Annotated in this window: 18 protein-coding genes; 5 read left to right on the top strand and 13 right to left on the bottom strand. The window is 53.0% G+C overall.

Annotated features, from left to right (window positions below):
• Positions 1–58: 58 nt before the first annotated feature.
• From AC4G46_RS11800 to AC4G46_RS11775, 6 genes are all read right to left on the bottom strand, one after another.
• A complete protein-coding gene (locus tag AC4G46_RS11800; protein ID WP_491128087.1) occupies positions 59–856 on the bottom strand; it encodes a Cof-type HAD-IIB family hydrolase in 798 nt (265 codons plus the stop codon).
• A gap of 121 nt (positions 857–977) precedes the next feature.
• The gene (locus AC4G46_RS11795) at positions 978–1748 is read right to left on the bottom strand and encodes a pseudouridine synthase (protein ID WP_491128086.1); all 771 of its coding nucleotides are present in this window, start codon (positions 1746–1748) and stop codon (positions 978–980) included.
• Positions 1749–1750: 2 nt separating this feature from the next.
• Entirely contained in the window at positions 1751–3268 is a 1518-nt protein-coding gene (locus AC4G46_RS11790; RefSeq protein WP_491128085.1) for an RsmB/NOP family class I SAM-dependent RNA methyltransferase, read from the bottom strand.
• 99 nt (positions 3269–3367) lie between these two features.
• Positions 3368–3820, bottom strand: a complete 453-nt coding sequence (locus AC4G46_RS11785; protein WP_491128084.1) for a DUF309 domain-containing protein — start codon at positions 3818–3820, stop codon at positions 3368–3370.
• Entirely contained in the window at positions 3810–4622 is an 813-nt protein-coding gene (yjbM, locus tag AC4G46_RS11780; protein WP_491128854.1) for a GTP diphosphokinase, read from the bottom strand. Before yjbM ends, AC4G46_RS11785 begins: the two co-directional genes overlap by 11 nt.
• A gap of 28 nt (positions 4623–4650) precedes the next feature.
• Positions 4651–5745 carry a quinone-dependent dihydroorotate dehydrogenase gene (locus AC4G46_RS11775; RefSeq protein WP_491128083.1) on the bottom strand — a complete coding sequence of 365 codons (1095 nt, stop codon included), beginning with the start codon at positions 5743–5745 and terminating at the stop codon, positions 4651–4653.
• A gap of 210 nt (positions 5746–5955) precedes the next feature.
• Here AC4G46_RS11775 and AC4G46_RS11770 point away from each other — a divergent pair, with 210 nt between their 5' ends.
• Positions 5956–6093, top strand: coding sequence for a hypothetical protein (locus AC4G46_RS11770; protein ID WP_167360562.1), 138 nt, complete (start codon positions 5956–5958; stop codon positions 6091–6093).
• Here the strand turns inward: AC4G46_RS11770 and AC4G46_RS11765 are convergent.
• The 3 genes from AC4G46_RS11765 to AC4G46_RS11755 all read right to left on the bottom strand — a co-directional run bounded on the left by AC4G46_RS11765 (position 6090) and on the right by AC4G46_RS11755 (position 9408).
• Positions 6090–7535, bottom strand: a complete 1446-nt coding sequence (locus AC4G46_RS11765; RefSeq protein ID WP_491128082.1) for a L,D-transpeptidase — start codon at positions 7533–7535, stop codon at positions 6090–6092. The two genes, AC4G46_RS11770 and AC4G46_RS11765, sit on opposite strands and share 4 nt — an antisense overlap.
• A gap of 178 nt (positions 7536–7713) precedes the next feature.
• Positions 7714–7956 (bottom strand): ferredoxin, encoded by a 243-nt coding sequence (locus AC4G46_RS11760; RefSeq protein ID WP_039872044.1) that lies wholly within the window; start codon positions 7954–7956, stop codon positions 7714–7716.
• A 159-nt stretch (positions 7957–8115) separates the two neighbouring features.
• A complete protein-coding gene (locus AC4G46_RS11755; RefSeq protein WP_491128853.1) occupies positions 8116–9408 on the bottom strand; it encodes a DNA polymerase IV in 1293 nt (430 codons plus the stop codon).
• 233 nt (positions 9409–9641) lie between these two features.
• Between AC4G46_RS11755 and cimA the strand changes: the two genes are divergently transcribed.
• A complete protein-coding gene (gene cimA, locus AC4G46_RS11750) occupies positions 9642–11261 on the top strand; it encodes a citramalate synthase (protein WP_491128081.1) in 1620 nt (539 codons plus the stop codon).
• 101 nt (positions 11262–11362) lie between these two features.
• Here cimA and AC4G46_RS11745 read toward each other — a convergent pair whose 3' ends face one another.
• A complete protein-coding gene (locus AC4G46_RS11745) occupies positions 11363–11920 on the bottom strand; it encodes a TlpA family protein disulfide reductase (protein ID WP_491128080.1) in 558 nt (185 codons plus the stop codon).
• A 135-nt stretch (positions 11921–12055) separates the two neighbouring features.
• Here AC4G46_RS11745 and AC4G46_RS11740 point away from each other — a divergent pair, with 135 nt between their 5' ends.
• The gene (locus tag AC4G46_RS11740; protein ID WP_491128079.1) at positions 12056–12532 is read left to right on the top strand and encodes a M67 family metallopeptidase; all 477 of its coding nucleotides are present in this window, start codon (positions 12056–12058) and stop codon (positions 12530–12532) included.
• Here the strand turns inward: AC4G46_RS11740 and AC4G46_RS11735 are convergent.
• From AC4G46_RS11735 to AC4G46_RS11725, 3 genes are read right to left on the bottom strand one after another with little or no spacing between them, the layout of a single operon-like run.
• A complete protein-coding gene (locus AC4G46_RS11735) occupies positions 12514–13263 on the bottom strand; it encodes an exonuclease domain-containing protein (protein ID WP_491128078.1) in 750 nt (249 codons plus the stop codon). The two genes, AC4G46_RS11740 and AC4G46_RS11735, sit on opposite strands and share 19 nt — an antisense overlap.
• Entirely contained in the window at positions 13260–14333 is a 1074-nt protein-coding gene (locus tag AC4G46_RS11730; RefSeq protein ID WP_491128852.1) for a DUF294 nucleotidyltransferase-like domain-containing protein, read from the bottom strand. Before AC4G46_RS11730 ends, AC4G46_RS11735 begins: the two co-directional genes overlap by 4 nt.
• 35 nt (positions 14334–14368) lie before the next feature.
• A complete protein-coding gene (locus tag AC4G46_RS11725; protein ID WP_491128077.1) occupies positions 14369–15763 on the bottom strand; it encodes an ammonium transporter in 1395 nt (464 codons plus the stop codon).
• Between the two features lie 601 nt (positions 15764–16364).
• Here AC4G46_RS11725 and AC4G46_RS11720 point away from each other — a divergent pair.
• Entirely contained in the window at positions 16365–16796 is a 432-nt protein-coding gene (locus AC4G46_RS11720) for a MerR family transcriptional regulator (protein ID WP_491128076.1), read from the top strand.
• A gap of 33 nt (positions 16797–16829) precedes the next feature.
• On the top strand, positions 16830–17495 hold the full coding sequence (locus tag AC4G46_RS11715) for a zinc metallopeptidase (RefSeq protein WP_090711136.1): 666 nt from the start codon (positions 16830–16832) through the stop codon (positions 17493–17495).
• The last annotated feature ends 22 nt before the right edge of the window (positions 17496–17517 follow it).

Below are 17517 nucleotides of genomic sequence, written 5' to 3'. Positions count from 1 at the left end.
CGCCATACGGCACTGGTTTATGCTTGGGAAGATTATAATGCAATTATGGCCGGAGTTACTAGAGGCAATATTTCACAAGTGCATCCCTTACGCCATGCTCGTTATTCGTACCTGTAATTGCATCCGCGGCCGCTTTTACCTCAAGCGGAGCATTATCTACGGCAACGCCCAGGCCGGCATAGGTCAGCATGGAGATATCATTGTAATAGTTACCGATAGACATTACTTCCTCCTGCGCGATACCGAGCCTTTCCGCAAGATTCTTGAGCGCATTGCCCTTAGAGGCTTCATGATGCATGAAATCGGCAAAAAATTCGCCGCTGCGCAGCATATTGTACTGCTGGGTCCAGGTGCCCCACTCCCGCATGGCCTCATCCAGCACCGCAGACTTGGTGAACACTGTAAATTTGACAATCGGCTCGCGGAATTCCTCCCACGCCGGCAGGGAGGCCGGCATGATCCGGAAGTGCTCATACATATAGTTGGCTTCCTTGGTCAGGTTCTCCACGTTGTCCACATACATTTCGAAGGCTGTGCTGACGTCAAAATGGATGTCATGCTTCCGGCAGTATTCGATATACGGATCAAGGCCGCGGCCGTCCATTCCGTATTGATCAAGCACCTTGCGGTCACTGACCGATACCGTCGCTCCGCCGTTGTGGCCGATGACATACCCCGTAAGCCCCAGCTCCTCCATAAAAGGAATCGAATTCTGCGGGCTGCGGCCGGTGCACAATACAATTTGGCCTCCACGGCGCGTAACCTCGGCAATGGCTTCTTTATTTTCATCACTCAGCTTATGGTCATCATTCAGGAGTGTTCCGTCAACGTCCAGCGCAATCAGCTTGTATTTCATACCCCACCATCCTTGTCTGTCTATTTCTATCCGGCTGTAATAGCAAGCTTATCAAACAGAGGTCAATGAAGACCCGTAATTATATTAAGCTTATATAAAATCGGCCCGGACGCTCATGCCTTCACTCCGCAGATTCTCCCGCCCCGCCGGTTAACAGCGCAAGCTCTGCGTCTGTCAGCTCCCGGCAGGCTCCAAGCGGCAGGCTCTCATCCAGCTTCAGCTCGCCCATCGAAACCCGCTTCAGAAAGGTCACTTTTTTGCCTACAGCGATAAACATCCTTTTTACCTGATGGAACTTGCCTTCCGTAATCGTAAGCGAAATGTACGAGATGGTCTTGCTTCCGCGCTCGCGGCTGAGAATGCTTAGCTGTGCGGGCAGGGTCACATAACCGTCTTCCAGCTCAATCCCCTTGGCAAAAGCCTCTACATCCGCAGCATCCACATCCCCTTCTATGGTAGCTTCATAAGTCTTGGGCACATGCTTGCGCGGGGAGAGCAGCTCATGGGCCAGCTTGCCGTCATTGGTCAGCAGCAGAAGGCCAACCGTATCCTTATCCAGCCTGCCGACCGGAAAAGGCTCGAACAGGGCATGCTCCGTTTTCAGCAGATCCAGAACCGTCCGGTCCCGTTTATCCTCTGTAGCTGACAGGACACCGGCTGGTTTGTTCATCATCAGATACACAAATTCCCGGTAGCGGACAACCTCACCGCCGACCTCAATTAAGTCTTTATAAGGATCGACATGAAAGCCGCTGTCTTTAACGACAGAGCCGTTCACGGTAATCAGGCCCTGCTTGGCCTGCTTGCGGATATCGCTGCGTGAGCCGATGCCCATATGGGACAGCACTTTATCAATGCGCTGCTTCTTGCCGGCATTTCCTGATGCGCTCATGCTTAGGTCCACCTCCATCCTGCGGGATATTCATTCTTCAGCATACCGTCCTGCCATTTGCCCCAGCCTGCACTGAATCCGTCGATGCAGACCAGAACATATCCTTTGGGGGAGCTGTCAGGCTGCACAGACAGGCGCTGTCCGGGAACAGACAGCGTTTCGCCTTTCAGATAGGAGACGGCTTCACCGTTTCCGCTGTCCAGCGACAGGCTGCGGAGGCTCTCAGACGGCTTCAGAGCTGTGGCCAGCGGATGGCCGGGAATGAACCGGCCGCTGCGCAGCTGGCCCATATACCAGCCCGGACGGATCGTTTTGAGTCCGTCCAGGGCTGAGGAGGGCAGCGGCGAGACATACAGATGCTCGCCGAACAGCACCGGGAAGCCGGCCGGCTGCCAGCCGAGCTGCTCCCGGCAGAACCCGGCGAACGCGGCCAGCGCCGCTTCCTCGCCGGAGCCCTGCGGCCGCTGCCCGCGCGCGCCGCCGCCTTTGCCCTGACCGCGGCCGCCTTTGGCCTCGCGGTCCCTGCCGCCGCCCGCCTTGACCGGCCGGGCGGCTGAACCGCCCTTGCTGCGCACGGAAGCCGGGAGCGCGGTATCCGCGTCCCCGGCACTTCCTGGCGCAGCAGCACTGCCGTCATGGCGCAGAACCGCCATGAAATGGCCCTCGCCCTTGACCTTGTGCGGCCACAGCCGCGCGGCCTCGGGGAGCCCGCTAAGGCCCGGCGCGAACCAGCCGGCCCCGCCTGCCGGGACCGCCGTAAACTGCGGATGCCCGGCGAGGAATTCCAGGATCGACCCTTCATTCTCCTCCGGGGCGAAGGTGCACGTCGAATACACAATCGTACCGCCCGGCTTCAGCGCATCCGCTGCCGTGAGCAGAATCTCCCGCTGCATGTCGGCATACTTCCGGGGAGTGCCCGGCTCCCACTGCTTCACCATGTCCTCGTCTTTCCGGAACATGCCTTCGCCGGAACAGGGGGCATCGATCAGAATCCGGTCGAAAAAGCCCGGAAAAGCCGCAGCAATCCGCTCCGGGCTCTCATTCAGAACGATGCCGTTCCTTACGCCGTACAGCTCCAGATTTTTAGCCAGCGCCTTGGTCCGGTCCGGATGGAGATCATTGCTGATCAGCAGTCCCGTGCCCTGAAGCTTGGCGGCGATCTGGGTAGACTTCCCTCCCGGTGCAGCGCACAAATCGAGCACCCGGTCACCGGGCCGGATATCCAGCAGTTCAACCGGCGCCATCGCGCTCGGCTCCTGGATATAGTACAGACCGGCATGGTAATACGGATGCTTGCCCGGCCGGGCGCCTTCTTCTGTGTAGAAGCCTGTAGGACACCACGGGATAGGCTCAAGGCCAAACGGCGAGCGTTCGAGCAGCTCCTGAACCGTAATCTTCAGTGTATTGACACGGATACCCGCATAAGGTGTCTCCTTATAGGTTTCCGCAAATTGCTCATATTCTGTTCCCAGCAGCTCCTTCATCCGCTCTGTGAAAGTGCCGGGCAGTTGTGCTGCCATGATGCCGTCCTCCTGCTTGTGTTACCTGAATTTTGGGGATCAATAATCAAGGAACACCCCTGCGGGTGCTCCTGATTAGCTGCTCCTATTATTGCATCGTTATTTGCGGTGCTCCCTCGCTGGTCTTTGCGGGCCGCGCCGCTGCGGCCGGTTAGGCACAATGCCTGACGCAGCCTGCTCTACTTCCTGTGCAAGCGCCGGATCGGCAACTTCAATCGTCAGGTCGTAATAAGCAAACGGCCTTTCAGCGTAGTGATTGAGCTGAGAAGCATACAGCCCTATCTCTTGCACCAGCTTGGCAAGATTAATACCCAGCGTCTCGCCCGGATAGGTCCCCAGCACGGCATATGACCTGTTCATCATGATCAAGCCGCCGCGTACATTACCGTTACGGAAATGATACAGTCCGACTGCCACCTGCAGCAGCGCTTTGTATAAAGGATCTTTGTCTTTTTCCAGCCATAGCTCTTCAAGCACCTCATGGCATTCAAAATAATCCCTGTCCCGGTTAAAGTAGACCAGATACGCCAGGTACAGCGGTTCATAGACCATCAGGCAGACTATCCTTTTTGGCCCTTGAGATCAGCTCACGCACATGCTCCAGCAGCTGCTTCATCGCTTCCATATCCTGCGTCTGCCAGATCTCATTGAAGCGGTTCTGGCTTTCAATCGCCTCATTCACCAGATGATAGAAATACAATTGATGAATGGCGGTGAGTACCTGTGTGGTTGTATTGGAGTTTTCCTCGAAGGTCTTCTGCGCCTCCAGAATTTCTTCGCGTATGCTGGACATTTCACTGTCCAGAATCGACGCGGCTTCCGCTGCAGTCTTCAGGCGCAGCCGCATTTCATCCGGCAGGCTTTCACGGTATTTATAGTTCAGGGAATGCTCGATGGTTGCCCAGAAATTCATTGCCAGCGTGCGGATCTGAATTTCGGCCAGTACGATCTTTTGTCCCAGGGCAGTCTGTACCGGATATTTAATAATCATATGGAAGCTGCGGTAGCCGCTTTCCTTATAGTTAGTGATATAATCCTTCTCGTACAGCACTTCAAGATCCTTACGGGCCCGGATATATTCCGCCACTCTGCGGATATCCTCCACGAACTGGCACATGATCCGGATGCCGGCGATATCCTCAATGCCTGTCTCCAGATCCTCCATCTTCACGTTCAGGCGCTTGGCCTTTTCCAGAATGCTGGACAGCCGCTTTACACGTCCGGTTACAAATTCGATCGGCGTGTATTCCTCTCTCTTTTTGAGCTCCGAGCGCATTGTTTTGAATTTAACCTTGAGTTCCTCCACAGTCTGTTCATATGGAAGCAAAAAAGTTCCCCAGTCCCTGCCGTCCATCGCCTTCGTCCTCCTGTCCATTCATCCTTCAGTGATGATCAGCGCCCACCGCTTCCCGGATATGAGAGAATCCGTCCCGCCGCAGGAGCTGCCTTAGTCCGGCATGCAGCCGGCGGTTAACCTCCGGTCCTTCATAGATGAGCGCCGTATAAATTTCAACCAGACTTGCGCCTGCCCGGATTTTGTCATACGCATCCTGGCTGCTGAATATACCGCCTGAGCCGATAATCGGCAGCTTGCCGCCGGTCTGGCGGTATATGCTGCGGATAATTTCCGTTGACCGGTCCCTGAGCGGCTTGCCGCTCAGCCCTCCCGTTTCCCCGGCTTTATCGCTGGTCAGCCCCTCGCGGCTTAGCGTAGTGTTAGTGGCAATAACGCCGTCTACTCCAGCTTTTGAAAGCGTATGTACCATAAATTCAAGTTCGCTGTCGCTGACATCCGGAGCAATCTTGACCAGCAGGCTTTTGCGGGTACCGCTCTTGCTGTGCTGGACCGCCATCTCCTCCTTCACCTCAGAGAGCAGCTTCGACAGCTCACTGCCATGCTGCAGACTGCGCAGGTCCGGCGTGTTCGGCGAGCTGATATTAACCACAAAAAAATCACCGTACGGATACAGCGTGCGGATACACTTACGGTAATCCTCGTGCGCTGTTTCATTCGGAGTGGATTTGTTGCGCCCGATATTGACCGCTACCGGTATTCTGCGCTGCTTAAGCCCTTTCAGGCGATCCGCCATCGCCTCAGCGCCTTCATTATTGAAGCCCATCCGGTTGATGAGCGCTTCGTCAGGAATCAGGCGGAACAGTCTTGGACTGTCGTTGCCCGGCTGCCCTACCGGCGTTACTGTGCCGACTTCCATAAATCCGAAGCCGATGGATGAGAAGCCGCCGACCGCCTCCGCATTCTTGTCGAGACCAGCCGCAAGGCCGACCGGTGTAGGGAAATGCACACCGAACAAATCAACTGCCATATCCGCAGTTTCGGGGACACCGTACATAAGCCGCATAGCTGCACTGCCGCCGGGTACAAAAACTGCTTTGTTTAATCCGCCGATCACGAGATGATGCGCTTTTTCCGGGTCCATTTTAAAGAAAATAGGTTTGCCTAAATGCCGATACAGCAACGTTCTCGCTCCTTCAAGGGATTACCCGAATCGTCCTCCGATTCCCCGTTTCATTAGTTTTCTTCTTAATTTTATCCGTTTCCGGGCGAAAAGAAAAGTTTTTTACCCTGCTGATCTTCCACGCTGAGGCCGGGAGTATAGTAATTTTCATCTAAACCCATTACAATGTAAGGGTAATCACCGATAAAGAGAGAAAGAGGGATGGCTATTATGTCAACTAAACGCAAACCTCCAACACTTCAGCAGAAGAAAGAAGAAGTGAACCGCAAAGCAATTCTGTGGATTAGTGCAAGTCTGGTCCTGCTGATTCTTCTGATTATCGTTCTGTTTCTGGTAGCGGGCAACTAATTTAGCCAGTGGTAGACTTTATTGGGGTTCGTCTGATTGCTTGTTGCTTCTGAAGGATAACGATCCGCAGGAACCAGCAGTTCTTCAGGCAGACCCCCTTTACTTATCTGCACCTTCGTGCCCATCGCAACCATGGCGAATAACTCCTCCACATCCTCACGGCTCATCCGGATACAGCCCAGCGATTCATCCTTGCCGATGCTCTCCGGCTCATCTGTTCCATGAATGGCATAATTGCTGTCCGAGAGCTGCATTCCCCTGCTGCCGAACTCTCCGTTGTCGCGACCGTTAGGGTTTACAACCTTGTCGGTTATGGTAAAAGCCCCCTCCGGCGTCCTCGCGCCGCCCAGTCCCACTTTATAATTCCTTAAAATAACGGAGCCGCTGGTGACTGCCAGGCGGTGATTTTGTTTATCTACTATTATAGTGAGCGGTCCGGTAAAAAAGGGCAGCTCCTGCCCTCCGCCTCCGGCGGCGGCAGCATTACCTCCGGCGGCTTCCCCGCTGCCGGCAGCCGGTTCCTTACCGCCCGGATCTGCCGCAGGCTGCCGTGCCGTTCCTTCGGCTGCCGCACTTCGTACAGAAGCGAATTGCTCCTTCATCAGCGGAGTAGTTCCGCCCAGCCAGTTACCGGGAAAAGCACCGGTCAGTACGGCGAGGGATTGCGGAAGACTGCCTTTGCTGCTCTTATAGGCACGCATAGCGCTCCACAGCACAGCCAATTGCTCCTGCTGCCGCTGCCACTGTCCGGCCTGCTGCTGCAAGGCTCCTGCTTCCGGCGGCTCACAGTAGCAGGTAGCCTTGTCATAGGACTGGTATACAGCGCGGCCTTTGCCGCTTTGGGCCACAGTTGCGGCTAGCGGAAGCTTTTCTTTCCATAGCAGCCACTTCCCGGAGCGCTCCATCGCCAGGATTGCTGTAGCTGACCGGGCTCCGTCCCGCAGCAGCTGCGCAATCGCCGCGCCGGAGGCTGCGGTGTCACCGCCCAGAGCAGTGAATCCCAGCGCCGGCTCTGGTTCTTCCGGTGTGTCCGGCTCAGCAGCCTCCGGTGCATCTGCCGCAAGCTCAGCAGCCGCATCGTCTGCATCACTAAGCAGTGCAGCCAGAGCTGCCCCGGCCCCCGCGTCCGTGCCGGCCGGAACTGCAGACGGCAGGAACACGAGCAAGGCAAGTGCCAGCGCAACCAGCAGACGGCGTTTGCGGAGCCTGGCCTGGTGGCGTTCATGCTCCACCTTGAGCAGGCCATCCTCATATTCACGCAGCATGTCTGCCGGAACTTTACTGCGTTCAAAAGCTTCATACACTTCTCCGGCCTGATTGAAGCAATAGTTTGCCTTTCCCTGCTGGCCGTTCTTATAGTATTCCTTACCAAGCAAGTACCATGCCATCTTGTTATCGGGGTGCATTTGGACATAAGCCTTGAGATGCTGCGAATTTTTCATCGGGGCCTCCGCGGGTAATGGATTCTTTATACCTTATATCGGCTTGTCCATGAAAAAAAGACATCCCCGCCGGTCAAAGCCGGCGTAAAGATGTCTTTATGTGTATACAAGAATCAAATATAAGCCTGTATCTTATATCCGGCCCTCATATCCGGTGCGAAACCGCCAGCCTGTAAGATTAGCCTTCCTTATTGAAAGGAGCGTCCGCAATTTTAATGGAATCGGTCGGGCAGCCGTCAGCCGAATCCTGCAGATCGTCGAACAGATCATCAGGAATCACTGTGCATCCGCGGTTTCCGTCATTCTCAAAAATCACTTCTGCCAAACCTTCATCATCGTAATCAAAAATATCAGGAGCCGTTGCGCCACAGGCACCGCAAGCGATGCAAGTGTCTTTCTCGACCCAGGTGTACTTAGCCATTTTATCTCTGCCTCCCGTTGAACAATACAGCCTGCAGCAGCAGCCTGTTATTTCACTCATATTAATATAAAAAGAATACAATTTCAATGAAATTTCAACATGTTTACAGTTTTGCCGCATAATCTGTCGGATATAAGCCTTTGCATCCGCCGGATACTGTCAGTCTTTATCGGGGTCCACCTGCCGCAGATTATCCTTTTGCAGTGAGGTACCGCGCTCCTTATGGTTACGCAGGCGGGCGGAATGGCTGTCACTGAGCATTCCGGCGGTAAGCACGGCATTCTCACCGAATTTGTTGCGCAGCATATCCATGGCCTTATTCAGGGATTCCTTCTTCGGCTGCCGTTCATAATCGAACAAATCAAGCTGAATCGCGGACTCTTCCTTTGGGCTCAGGTTCTGCAGGGTTACACCGAGCAGCCTTACGGGCTTGTCGCCTTTCCAGTGGCGGGCAAACTGATCGCACACTACCTTGTATATATCCTCGGCGGTTTCTGTAGGGGCCTCAAACTGCCGGGAGCGTGTAATGGTCTTCATATCCGGGGTACGGATTGTAAGCTGTACGCCTGAAGCCACCAGTCCCTGCTTCCGCAGCCGCCTTGCCACCTGGTCGCTGAGATTGAGCAGGATTGGCCTGGCATCTGCCAGACCGACCACATCCTTGGGCAAGGTAGTCGTATGTCCGATGGACTTGCTCTGTTCACGCTCAGGATTTACGACTCCATAATCAATGCCGTTACCGGCCCGCTTCAGCCAGGAGCCCATCACCCCGAAATGGTCTGTAAGCATCCGCTCGTCAGCTGCCGCAAGCTGCCCAATATTGTAGATTCCCAGCTTGCGCAGCTTTTCGGCTGTCTTGCCGCCGATGCCGAACATTTCACCGCACGGCCTATTCCATAGCACCCCAGGTACGTCGCGCAGACGCAGCACCGAAATGCCGTTTGGCTTTTTCAGATCGGAGGCCATTTTAGCCAGAAGCTTGTTGGGGGCAACGCCGATCGAGCAGGGAAGACCCAGCTCATCCATAATCCGCCGCTGTATCTCCCCGGCAATTTCAAGCGGAGTCCCAAACTGCTTAGAGCCGGTAATATCAAGATAACATTCATCGATCGAGACCGCTTCAAGCAGCGGGGTATAGCTATAGGCAATCTGCATAAAAGCATTGGAATATTTGCGGTATAGATGAAAGTTCGGCTGAATAAGAGTTAAGGACGGGCATATGCGCAGCGCCTTCTGCACCTGCATTCCTGTAGATATCCCAAATCTGCGCGCGGCATAGGAACAGGTCACAATAATCCCCCTGCGCTGCTCGACACTCCCGGCAACGGCAGTAGGCTTGCCCTTATACTGATCCGGGTCCTCCGCTTCATGCACAGAGCAGTAAAAAGCGTTCATATCCACATGCAGGATAACCCTTCCGCTTGCCGGATAATACTGGTCTACATTCTGCACAATATCTACCTTCTTATCTACATGGTTTCCATTGTTCAATTCAGCATAACGCTTTTGTCTGCAGGAGGTCAATTAAAGACGTATCTCTCCTGTAAAGTTCTTTGTTACATTCCCGCGTAAAAATGCTATAATATAAAAATTATTTCAATACGTAGTTGATGCTTCCGATGACAGTTTTGTCCGAAGCCGAATCAATGGAGCAGATGCTCACAAAACTTTTAGGAGGAGACTTAATGTCTAAGTCCATTTCCATCTTCGATACGACACTTCGCGACGGCACACAAGGCGAGGGCATCAGTCTGTCGGCAGATGACAAGCTGAAAATTGCCAAGAAGCTCGATGATCTCGGTGTGCATTACATTGAAGGTGGCATCCCGGGAAGCAACAATAAAGACATTGAGTTTTTCAAACGGGTCAAGGAATTGTATCTGAACGCCAAAATCACCGCCTTCGGCAGCACCCGCCGCAAAAACTCCATTGCCGAGCATGATGACAATCTGCAGAGGATGATTGATGCCGGTGTGCCTGCAGCAACGCTGGTCGGCAAATCGTGGGATTTCCATGTGCATACCGCACTGCAGACCACGCTCGAGGAGAATCTCGCGATGATCGGCGACTCCATCTCCTATCTCAAGCAAAAAGGCCTTGAGGTCATCTTCGATGCCGAGCATTTCTTCGACGGCTACAAAAACAATCCGGAATATGCTGCAGCCGTGCTGGCCAAAGCCCGGGAAGCGGGTGCAGACTGGCTTGTCATGTGTGATACGAACGGCGGAACCCTTCCTAATGAAGTATACGACATCGTAACTTCTATTTCGGGCCATCTTCCCGGCGCTGCGCTGGGCATTCACACCCATAATGACTGCGAGCTTGCTGTTGCCAATGCACTGAGTGCGATCAACGCGGGAGCGCGCCAGGTACAGGGCACCATCAACGGGTACGGCGAACGCTGCGGCAATGCCAATCTGTGCTCCATCATCCCGACACTCCAGCTCAAGATGGGCTATCACTGCATACCTGGCGACTCTCTCCCGCAGCTGACCAATACCGCCCGCTATGTAAGCGAAGTGGCCAATGTGAATATGCCGGTGAATCAGCCTTATGTCGGAGCAGCCGCGTTCGCGCATAAAGGCGGTATCCATGTCTCGGCAATCCTCCGTGATTCCCGCACTTATGAGCATATTGCCCCGGAGCTGGTCGGCAACAAACAACGGGTACTCGTCTCCGAGCTAGCCGGCCAGAGCAATGTGCTCTCCAAAGCCCAGGATATGGGGCTCAGTCTTGATCCAACCAGTGAGCAGGCCCGCAAAGTCATTGACAAGATTAAGAATCTTGAACATCAGGGCTATCAGTTTGAAGGCGCCGATGCCTCCCTGGAACTGCTGCTGCGTGAAGCAACCGGTGAGCTGAACGAGCTGTTTGTCTTTGAATCCTTTAAGATGCTTGTTGAAAAAAATGCCGGCCAGCCTGTAGTCTCAGAGGCCTTCGTTAAGCTCCGCGTAGGCGGTGACAGCCTCTACACTGCTGCCGAGGGCAACGGTCCTGTCAACGCGCTGGATAATGCGCTGCGCAAAGCGCTGAAGACCTATTTCCCGCGGCTTGATGAAATGCATCTCTCTGACTATAAGGTACGTGTTCTTGATGAGCAGGATCAGACGGCTGCCAAGGTACGCGTGCTGATCGAATCGAAGGATTACAATAATACCTGGAGCACGGTCGGTGTATCCAGCAATGTGATCGAGGCTAGCTGGGAAGCGCTGGTAGACAGTATGCGGTATGCCCTGCTCGGACAGATCTCTTTGGGGAACGAAACTACAAACAGCAGCGAACCGCGGGGCCTGGTCAATCACTAATATTAGACTGACTCGCAAGCCTCACATCATGAAGCCCCTCTGCAGCGGGAGTCTACAATTCCCGAACTGGCAGAGGGGCTTCATTTCCGGAGGCTGATTGCTCAGGAGCCGGTCAGAGCTATTATTTTTTTCTCCAGCTCTTCTCTGGTCAGGGCACCCAGTACAACCTCGGTGACCCTGCCATTCTTGTCAATCAGCACATTGGTCGGGAAAACCTGGCCCCGGTACTGGTCAAACACTTCTCCTTTAAGATCAAACATAACCGGAAAAGCCAGCATATATTTCCTTATGAACCGCTCGGCATTCGGCTTATAATCCTGGCTGGTCACGTTAACTCCGTAGATATCCAGCACATTCTTGTATTTCAGTGCCATCGCATTCAGCTCCGGTGCCTCCTGCTGGCAGGGATCGCACCAGGAAGCCCAGAAATTCACAATCAGCGCCTTCTTCCTCGGACCGCCAACCGTATACTCACGGCCAGCGTTATCCTTGAGCGAAAAGGCTGGGGCTGGATCACCCACGCCAATCCCGCTCGCAGAGGCCTGCTGAACTGCCGGAACAGCTTCCAGTTCCTTATTCAGCCAGCGTACCAGGACGACTGCTGTAACCAGGACAACCAGTGCCAGGACTGCAACATTCCGTCTATTAACAGCTCTCATCAGATGTCTGTTCCTTTACATATGGGATGGGTTGCTCCTATTGTACCCCCATTGCCGTCCATTTCAAACCATCCAGACACAAAAAAGAGGACTCCGTCCAAAGACGGAATCCCATGAAGAGAGAGGGGTCAATACATGACAGCATTCCAGGGAACAACCCCGCCGGTTTGGCTGGTTTCCTCCGTACAGCTCATGCTGGGGAAGCATATGCTGACCTGTCTTCCGCACGAAGCATGCGGAATACTGCTGGGTACTGCCGCAGCGGGAGGCATACTCATAAGCAGCTATGTGCCTTTGAGCAACGTTGCGCCTGACCCGCTGCATGCATTTGAGCCTGATCCGCGGGAGTGGGTCAAGGCGCTTTACGGTGACCCTGCCCCCATCGGCTTGTTCCATTCCCATCCAACCTCACCGCCGTGGCCTTCCCCTGCAGATATTCAAGGGCTTGAAGCCCTTGGGCCGGAATTCAAGGTTTATCTGATCGGCTCTCCGGGAACAGGTAACGGCTCGCTTCCGGTTCTTAACAGCTTTATTATCAGCCGGGAGAGCAGTACTGAAGGCAAGACCGCTGCGCAATTGCTGCCGGCAACGCTTCAGGCTCTGCTCAAATAGGCGTAGAGATCACCAAGTGTATCTACCTGGCGTCTGTTCGAAATCTCACGGAGATACGAAACCCACAGCCGTGCTGTCATCTTGGCATCCTCCAGTGCGTGATGCCGCCCCTGGATTGGAATATTATGAACTGCGAGCAGCTCATCCAGCGTATAGTTGCTGCGTTGCGGCTCCAGCCAGCGGGCCAGCATCATCGTGTCCAGTACACGGTGGGTCAGCTGAACCTTGGAGGTTTTCCACAACGCCGCATTCAGAAAGGATTTGTCATGCGCACTGCCATGCGCCACCAGGACACGCTGGCCGACAAAAGCCATAAAGTTATGCAGGCCGTCTATCAACGAAGGAGCCGCAGCCGTCATCTCTTCCGTAATTCCTGTGAGCCTGGTAATATTCTCCGGTATAGCGGTTTGGCATTTTACCAGCGTATAAAAGCAGTCTTCTTCCTTAATTTCCTCACCAACTACGCGGATTGCACCAAATGACATGATTTCATCGCCATGCTGGTGGGAAAAACCAGTCGTTTCCAGATCAAATATGACCGTCTCCAGCTCGGAAAGCGGAGTATGCAGTACTTCCGGCCGCCGTTTCTCACGCATAAGCGACCTTATAAAGGCCATCTGCTGCGCAGTTTGCTGGGCGGATTCGCCGCCTCTTATAGATGCAATTGCAGAGGGCATTCCGCCCTGCCGTAAGTTGTTCCAGAATCCGCCGCCTTTATTCGGCTCCTTCATGACTGCCTCCTTTCCGCTGACCGGAGCTGGCGCTGTAAGGCCCTATGCAATCTTCTGACCAGCAGCAGACTTTCACGCAGCTCGGACATAAGCTGTTTATTCTTCAGATCATTTTCGGAAATATAATCGCTGCTGAACAACAGTCCGTCCTGTACCGTATGCGGAGTATTCACTCGCATCCGCAAAGCAGTCAGAAAGGCCTCACGGATCTCCTGCAGATGCCCGTATTCCCCGAGCACTTCCAGTCTTGTGAGCCGTTTCAGGGTTGAGCTGTCCTTGACCGCATGCAGCAGCGCTAAATGCCTGACTATATTAACAAGCGGAATATAAACGCCATATTTAACATCAAAGCCGCCGGCATAATCACCAAAACGTTCGGTAAGCACCTGTCCAAGCAGGTTCAAAGTTGCTTTGTGGCGGACAGTGTTGCGTAAAACAGCCGTACTCAATTTTTCATTGCCCACAAAGCCGGCGTGAAAGGCTTCCCTCCATTCAGCCGACAGCTCCGCACTTCCAGCCACATGCCTCATATCCGAAGCAATAATGAGATAACGGATGGGCTCCCATTCCAGCTGGCCCATCCAGCTGCTCAGCTGCTCCTTCCACTCCGGCAGCGTCTTCCGCCAGAGCGGCTCAGAGCACATGACTCTGCCTTCACATTTCTCATAACCGACTGCCTCAAGCACATCGGACAGCAACTCGCCAAAAGCAGTAAAATAGGTCAGCTTGACGTTATCAGGTTCCCCCTCCACAATCAGGCCGTTATCCTGATCGCTCCAAAGGGTGGATTCCTGTCTGCCGGCGCTGCCGAATACAATAAAGGAATAGGCGCAGGGAGGCGGGCCGTAGCCCGCCTCTTTCATCTGCGCCTCACAAATGTTCACCGCAGCCGCAGCAATCAGATCATGCATTGCGTTGACTTTGGACACCCATTCCTCAATCGGAATCACATTTAACTGCTCCAGAAGTGCCTGCTGGCAGGCAGTACGCCTGCCTTTCAGCTCTTGCGGCGAACCGGCCGTTGCGATGGATAGCATTCTTTTATCTTTACTCCACTCTGTCATTTCCATCCCAGCCAAGCGGTCCGCCCCCCGTCTGTATATAATTACAACTTCTGGGTTTTGGATTCGGAATCTGCAATCAGCTTCATCTGCTCAGGATAGCCGTAGGTACCGTGCTCACTGATATCCAGACCCATCAATTCTTCTTCTTCTGTAACACGGATACCCATAACCAATTTCATAACATATAGGATTACAAAGGACAGTACAGCTACGAAAGCGAATGTTCCGACCACACCAAGTGCCTGAACGCCCAGCTGATGGAAGCCGCCGCCGTAGAACAGACCAGGTTCACCTACAAGTGCTCCTTGTTCAATCAACTCAGGAGTTGCGAAGAGACCTGTGGACAACGCACCCCACATACCTGCAATACCGTGTACTGAGAAAGCGTAGATCGGATCATCAAGACCAGCGCGCTCCAGCCATTGCGAAGTCATGAAGGTAAATGCTCCAGCAACAAGACCGATAATGATGGCAGCCCAAGGCTCTACGAATGCGCAGGCACCGGTGATCGCAACTAGTGCAGCCAGTACGCCGTTCAGCATTGCCGGAATGTCAGATTTTCCAAAGTACAGCCAGGAAGCGATAAGTGCAGCCAGACCGCCGGCAGCAGCTGCAATGTTGGTTGTCAGTGCTACGTGTCCGAAGAAACCGCCCATAGGGGACAATGCGCTACCAGGATTGAAGCCGAACCAGCCAAACCAGAGGATAATTACGCCAAGTACGGTGAATACCTGGTTGTGACCCGGGATAATTACCGGTTTGCCTTCTTTATTAAACTTGCCGAGACGCGGTTTAAGCAAAATGGTCGCTATTACAGCAGCCGTTGCACCGGTAAGGTGAACAACCGTAGAACCTGCATAGTCCTGCATTTCAAGCGTAGCCAGCCAGCCGCCGCCCCATACCCAGTGCGCTACGACAGGATAGATAATAACGGAGAACAAAATCCCGAAGATAATATACACACTCAGTTTAGCACGTTCAGCCATACCACCGGATACAATCGCCAATGATACTGCAGCGAAAGCCATTTGGAACAGGAATTTAGTGTTAAGTGTTACATCGGAGAAGGCCAGCGACTCAAAAGCTGCGGACATTGAATCTCCACCATAGAAGAAACCATCAAGTCCGATTAAGCCGTTACCGTTACCGAAGCCAAAGGCAAAACCGACAGCCCAGAAGCACAAGCTGGCAATTGCCAGTGTCAGAACTGTCTTACCGGCTACGTGACCGGCATTCTTCATCCGGACCGATCCGGCTTCAAGCAGTGCAAATCCTGATTGCATAAAGAACACTAAGATGAATGCCAGGAACGTAAACGCTGTGTCCAGACCGATCTGCAAGTCCGGTGCTGTCGGACCGTCAGCAGCAAAGGCGCTGACCGGATAGATCATTAAGGTAATCATGGCCAGAAACATCATCAATAACTTTTTCTTCATCTTAACCCCACTCCCCAATGTTATATTTTCTAACAAAGCGTGAAACTCTTAATGTCATTATAATCAGAAGTCAGGTAAATTGACAAGACTATTTTTTGATAGTCCGTCCTTTTATTTTTGAATACCATTATTTCTGCACAGCTGGATAGCATTAAAGCAATATACCAGGTGAAATAGCACAATCCCCGCAACTTTTAGCCCTTTTCCTTGCAAACGCATACAACGCTTATACAATATGTGTTGTATTTTTATTAACAAGTTCGCTTAAACATGCCGCTCTATTTGTAGTATTGTTTTCTTAATTATGCTGACATCACAGAAAAACAGGGACCACTCCGCTTCGTTTTCAAGCTTCAAAACAAAGCACATGCTTTTCTAAGACGAGCTAGGAGTTTAATATATGACATATTCATGTTATGTTTCGAGGATTATCAGCAGTATCTTTCCTCTTGATACCGCATATACTTAAAGTAAGTATGACGTTTGACTGTACGGTTCGATTTTTGGTATCATTTTGATATAGATACTATTAATCATTAAGTGAGAAACTTCCGCTTCATTAGCGGGAGGATTATACAGCGAGGTGAACTGACATGGGGATATGATCCTTTACCGGATTGGTGAGCTCGCCAAAGCCGCCAGTTTAAGCGAACGGACCATCGACTATTATACGAAGCTCGGCCTGATCAAGCCGGAATCAAGAAGCATGAAGAACTACCGGCTGTACAGCCATGAAACCTTAGCCGCCTTGGAACGTATTAATCAGCTAAAGCAAGAGAAATATACATTGGAAGAAATCAAATCCATGATGGATAAATGGAATACAGCTACTCCTGAAGCCGATGTTTCGGACAAACTGGCGGAGCTGGAGCTTCAGATGCAGCGTCTGGAACGTGAAGTCAAGGCGCTGGAGCCCATGATACATGGACTGAAGCCGGTACAGGCCAGACGTGCGCTGGCTGCCCTTATTCCGCAAGGTGTTGCCTGCATGGAGGCGATCAAGCTGCTGCTGACGCAGAATCCGCCAATGTAATTACTCACACACATCATGATGGAGGAATGAGATATGTTTTTATTAGTTATTGTTGCCTTTCTGTTCTCTTTGTGGGCCCAGTTCAGAGTTAAGGGTACTTTTAATAAATGGGCTAAAGTCCCGAACGCAAACGGCTTGACCGGTTATGAAGCGGCACGGCGCATGCTCGATGCCAACGGCCTGCACGACGTCCCTATCGAACCTGTTCGCGGAACTTTGTCTGACCACTATGATCCGATTAACCGGGTAGTCCGCCTGTCCGAACCGGTATATTATGAGAACTCTATTTCCGCCGTTTCCGTTGCCTGCCATGAGGTTGGCCACGCTATTCAGCACAAGGTGCACTATCCGATGCTGACGCTCCGCCACCGGATGTTCCCGGTCGTTAACTTCGCTTCAGGCGTTGCACCGTTCATGCTGCTGGCAGGCTTCATTTTCAGCGCAACCAATCTTATCGGACTTGGAATTATCTTCTTCTCTGCTGCCGTAGCATTCCAGCTTGTTACGCTGCCGGTCGAGTTCAACGCCAGCAACCGCGCACGTCAGGTCATGGTTGAGCAAGGCTTCATCCGCAACGAGGAAGAACGCGGTGTTGCCAAGGTATTGAATGCCGCCGCTCTGACTTATGTGGCTGCCGCTCTGGTCTCCCTGCTTGAGCTTCTGCGTCTGATCACTATGTTCCTTGGCAACCGTGAATAATCCCACCTCCGCTGCAAAGCGC

It is taken from the genome of Paenibacillus sp. fava2 (assembly GCF_058313675.1).
This window is presented reverse-complemented; position numbering and strand designations above follow the sequence as displayed.

Excerpts from the sequence above, each read along its gene's own strand:
- AC4G46_RS11800 (WP_491128087.1), bottom strand. The coding sequence starts at position 856 with ATGAAATACAAGCTGATTGCGCTGGACGTTGACGGAACACTCCTGAAT.
- AC4G46_RS11795 (WP_491128086.1), bottom strand. The coding sequence starts at position 1,748 with ATGAGCGCATCAGGAAATGCCGGCAAGAAGCAGCGCATTGATAAAGTG.
- AC4G46_RS11790 (WP_491128085.1), bottom strand. The coding sequence starts at position 3,268 with ATGGCAGCACAACTGCCCGGCACTTTCACAGAGCGGATGAAGGAGCTG.
- AC4G46_RS11785 (WP_491128084.1), bottom strand. The coding sequence starts at position 3,820 with ATGGTCTATGAACCGCTGTACCTGGCGTATCTGGTCTACTTTAACCGG.
- yjbM (WP_491128854.1), bottom strand. The coding sequence starts at position 4,622 with ATGGACGGCAGGGACTGGGGAACTTTTTTGCTTCCATATGAACAGACT.
- AC4G46_RS11770 (WP_167360562.1), top strand. The coding sequence starts at position 5,956 with ATGTCAACTAAACGCAAACCTCCAACACTTCAGCAGAAGAAAGAAGAA.
- AC4G46_RS11765 (WP_491128082.1), bottom strand. The coding sequence starts at position 7,535 with ATGAAAAATTCGCAGCATCTCAAGGCTTATGTCCAAATGCACCCCGAT.
- AC4G46_RS11760 (WP_039872044.1), bottom strand. The coding sequence starts at position 7,956 with ATGGCTAAGTACACCTGGGTCGAGAAAGACACTTGCATCGCTTGCGGT.
- cimA (WP_491128081.1), top strand. The coding sequence starts at position 9,642 with ATGTCTAAGTCCATTTCCATCTTCGATACGACACTTCGCGACGGCACA.
- AC4G46_RS11745 (WP_491128080.1), bottom strand. The coding sequence starts at position 11,920 with ATGAGAGCTGTTAATAGACGGAATGTTGCAGTCCTGGCACTGGTTGTC.
- AC4G46_RS11740 (WP_491128079.1), top strand. The coding sequence starts at position 12,056 with ATGACAGCATTCCAGGGAACAACCCCGCCGGTTTGGCTGGTTTCCTCC.
- AC4G46_RS11735 (WP_491128078.1), bottom strand. The coding sequence starts at position 13,263 with ATGAAGGAGCCGAATAAAGGCGGCGGATTCTGGAACAACTTACGGCAG.
- AC4G46_RS11730 (WP_491128852.1), bottom strand. The coding sequence starts at position 14,333 with ATGGAAATGACAGAGTGGAGTAAAGATAAAAGAATGCTATCCATCGCA.
- AC4G46_RS11725 (WP_491128077.1), bottom strand. The coding sequence starts at position 15,763 with ATGAAGAAAAAGTTATTGATGATGTTTCTGGCCATGATTACCTTAATG.
- AC4G46_RS11720 (WP_491128076.1), top strand. The coding sequence starts at position 16,365 with ATGATCCTTTACCGGATTGGTGAGCTCGCCAAAGCCGCCAGTTTAAGC.
- AC4G46_RS11715 (WP_090711136.1), top strand. The coding sequence starts at position 16,830 with ATGTTTTTATTAGTTATTGTTGCCTTTCTGTTCTCTTTGTGGGCCCAG.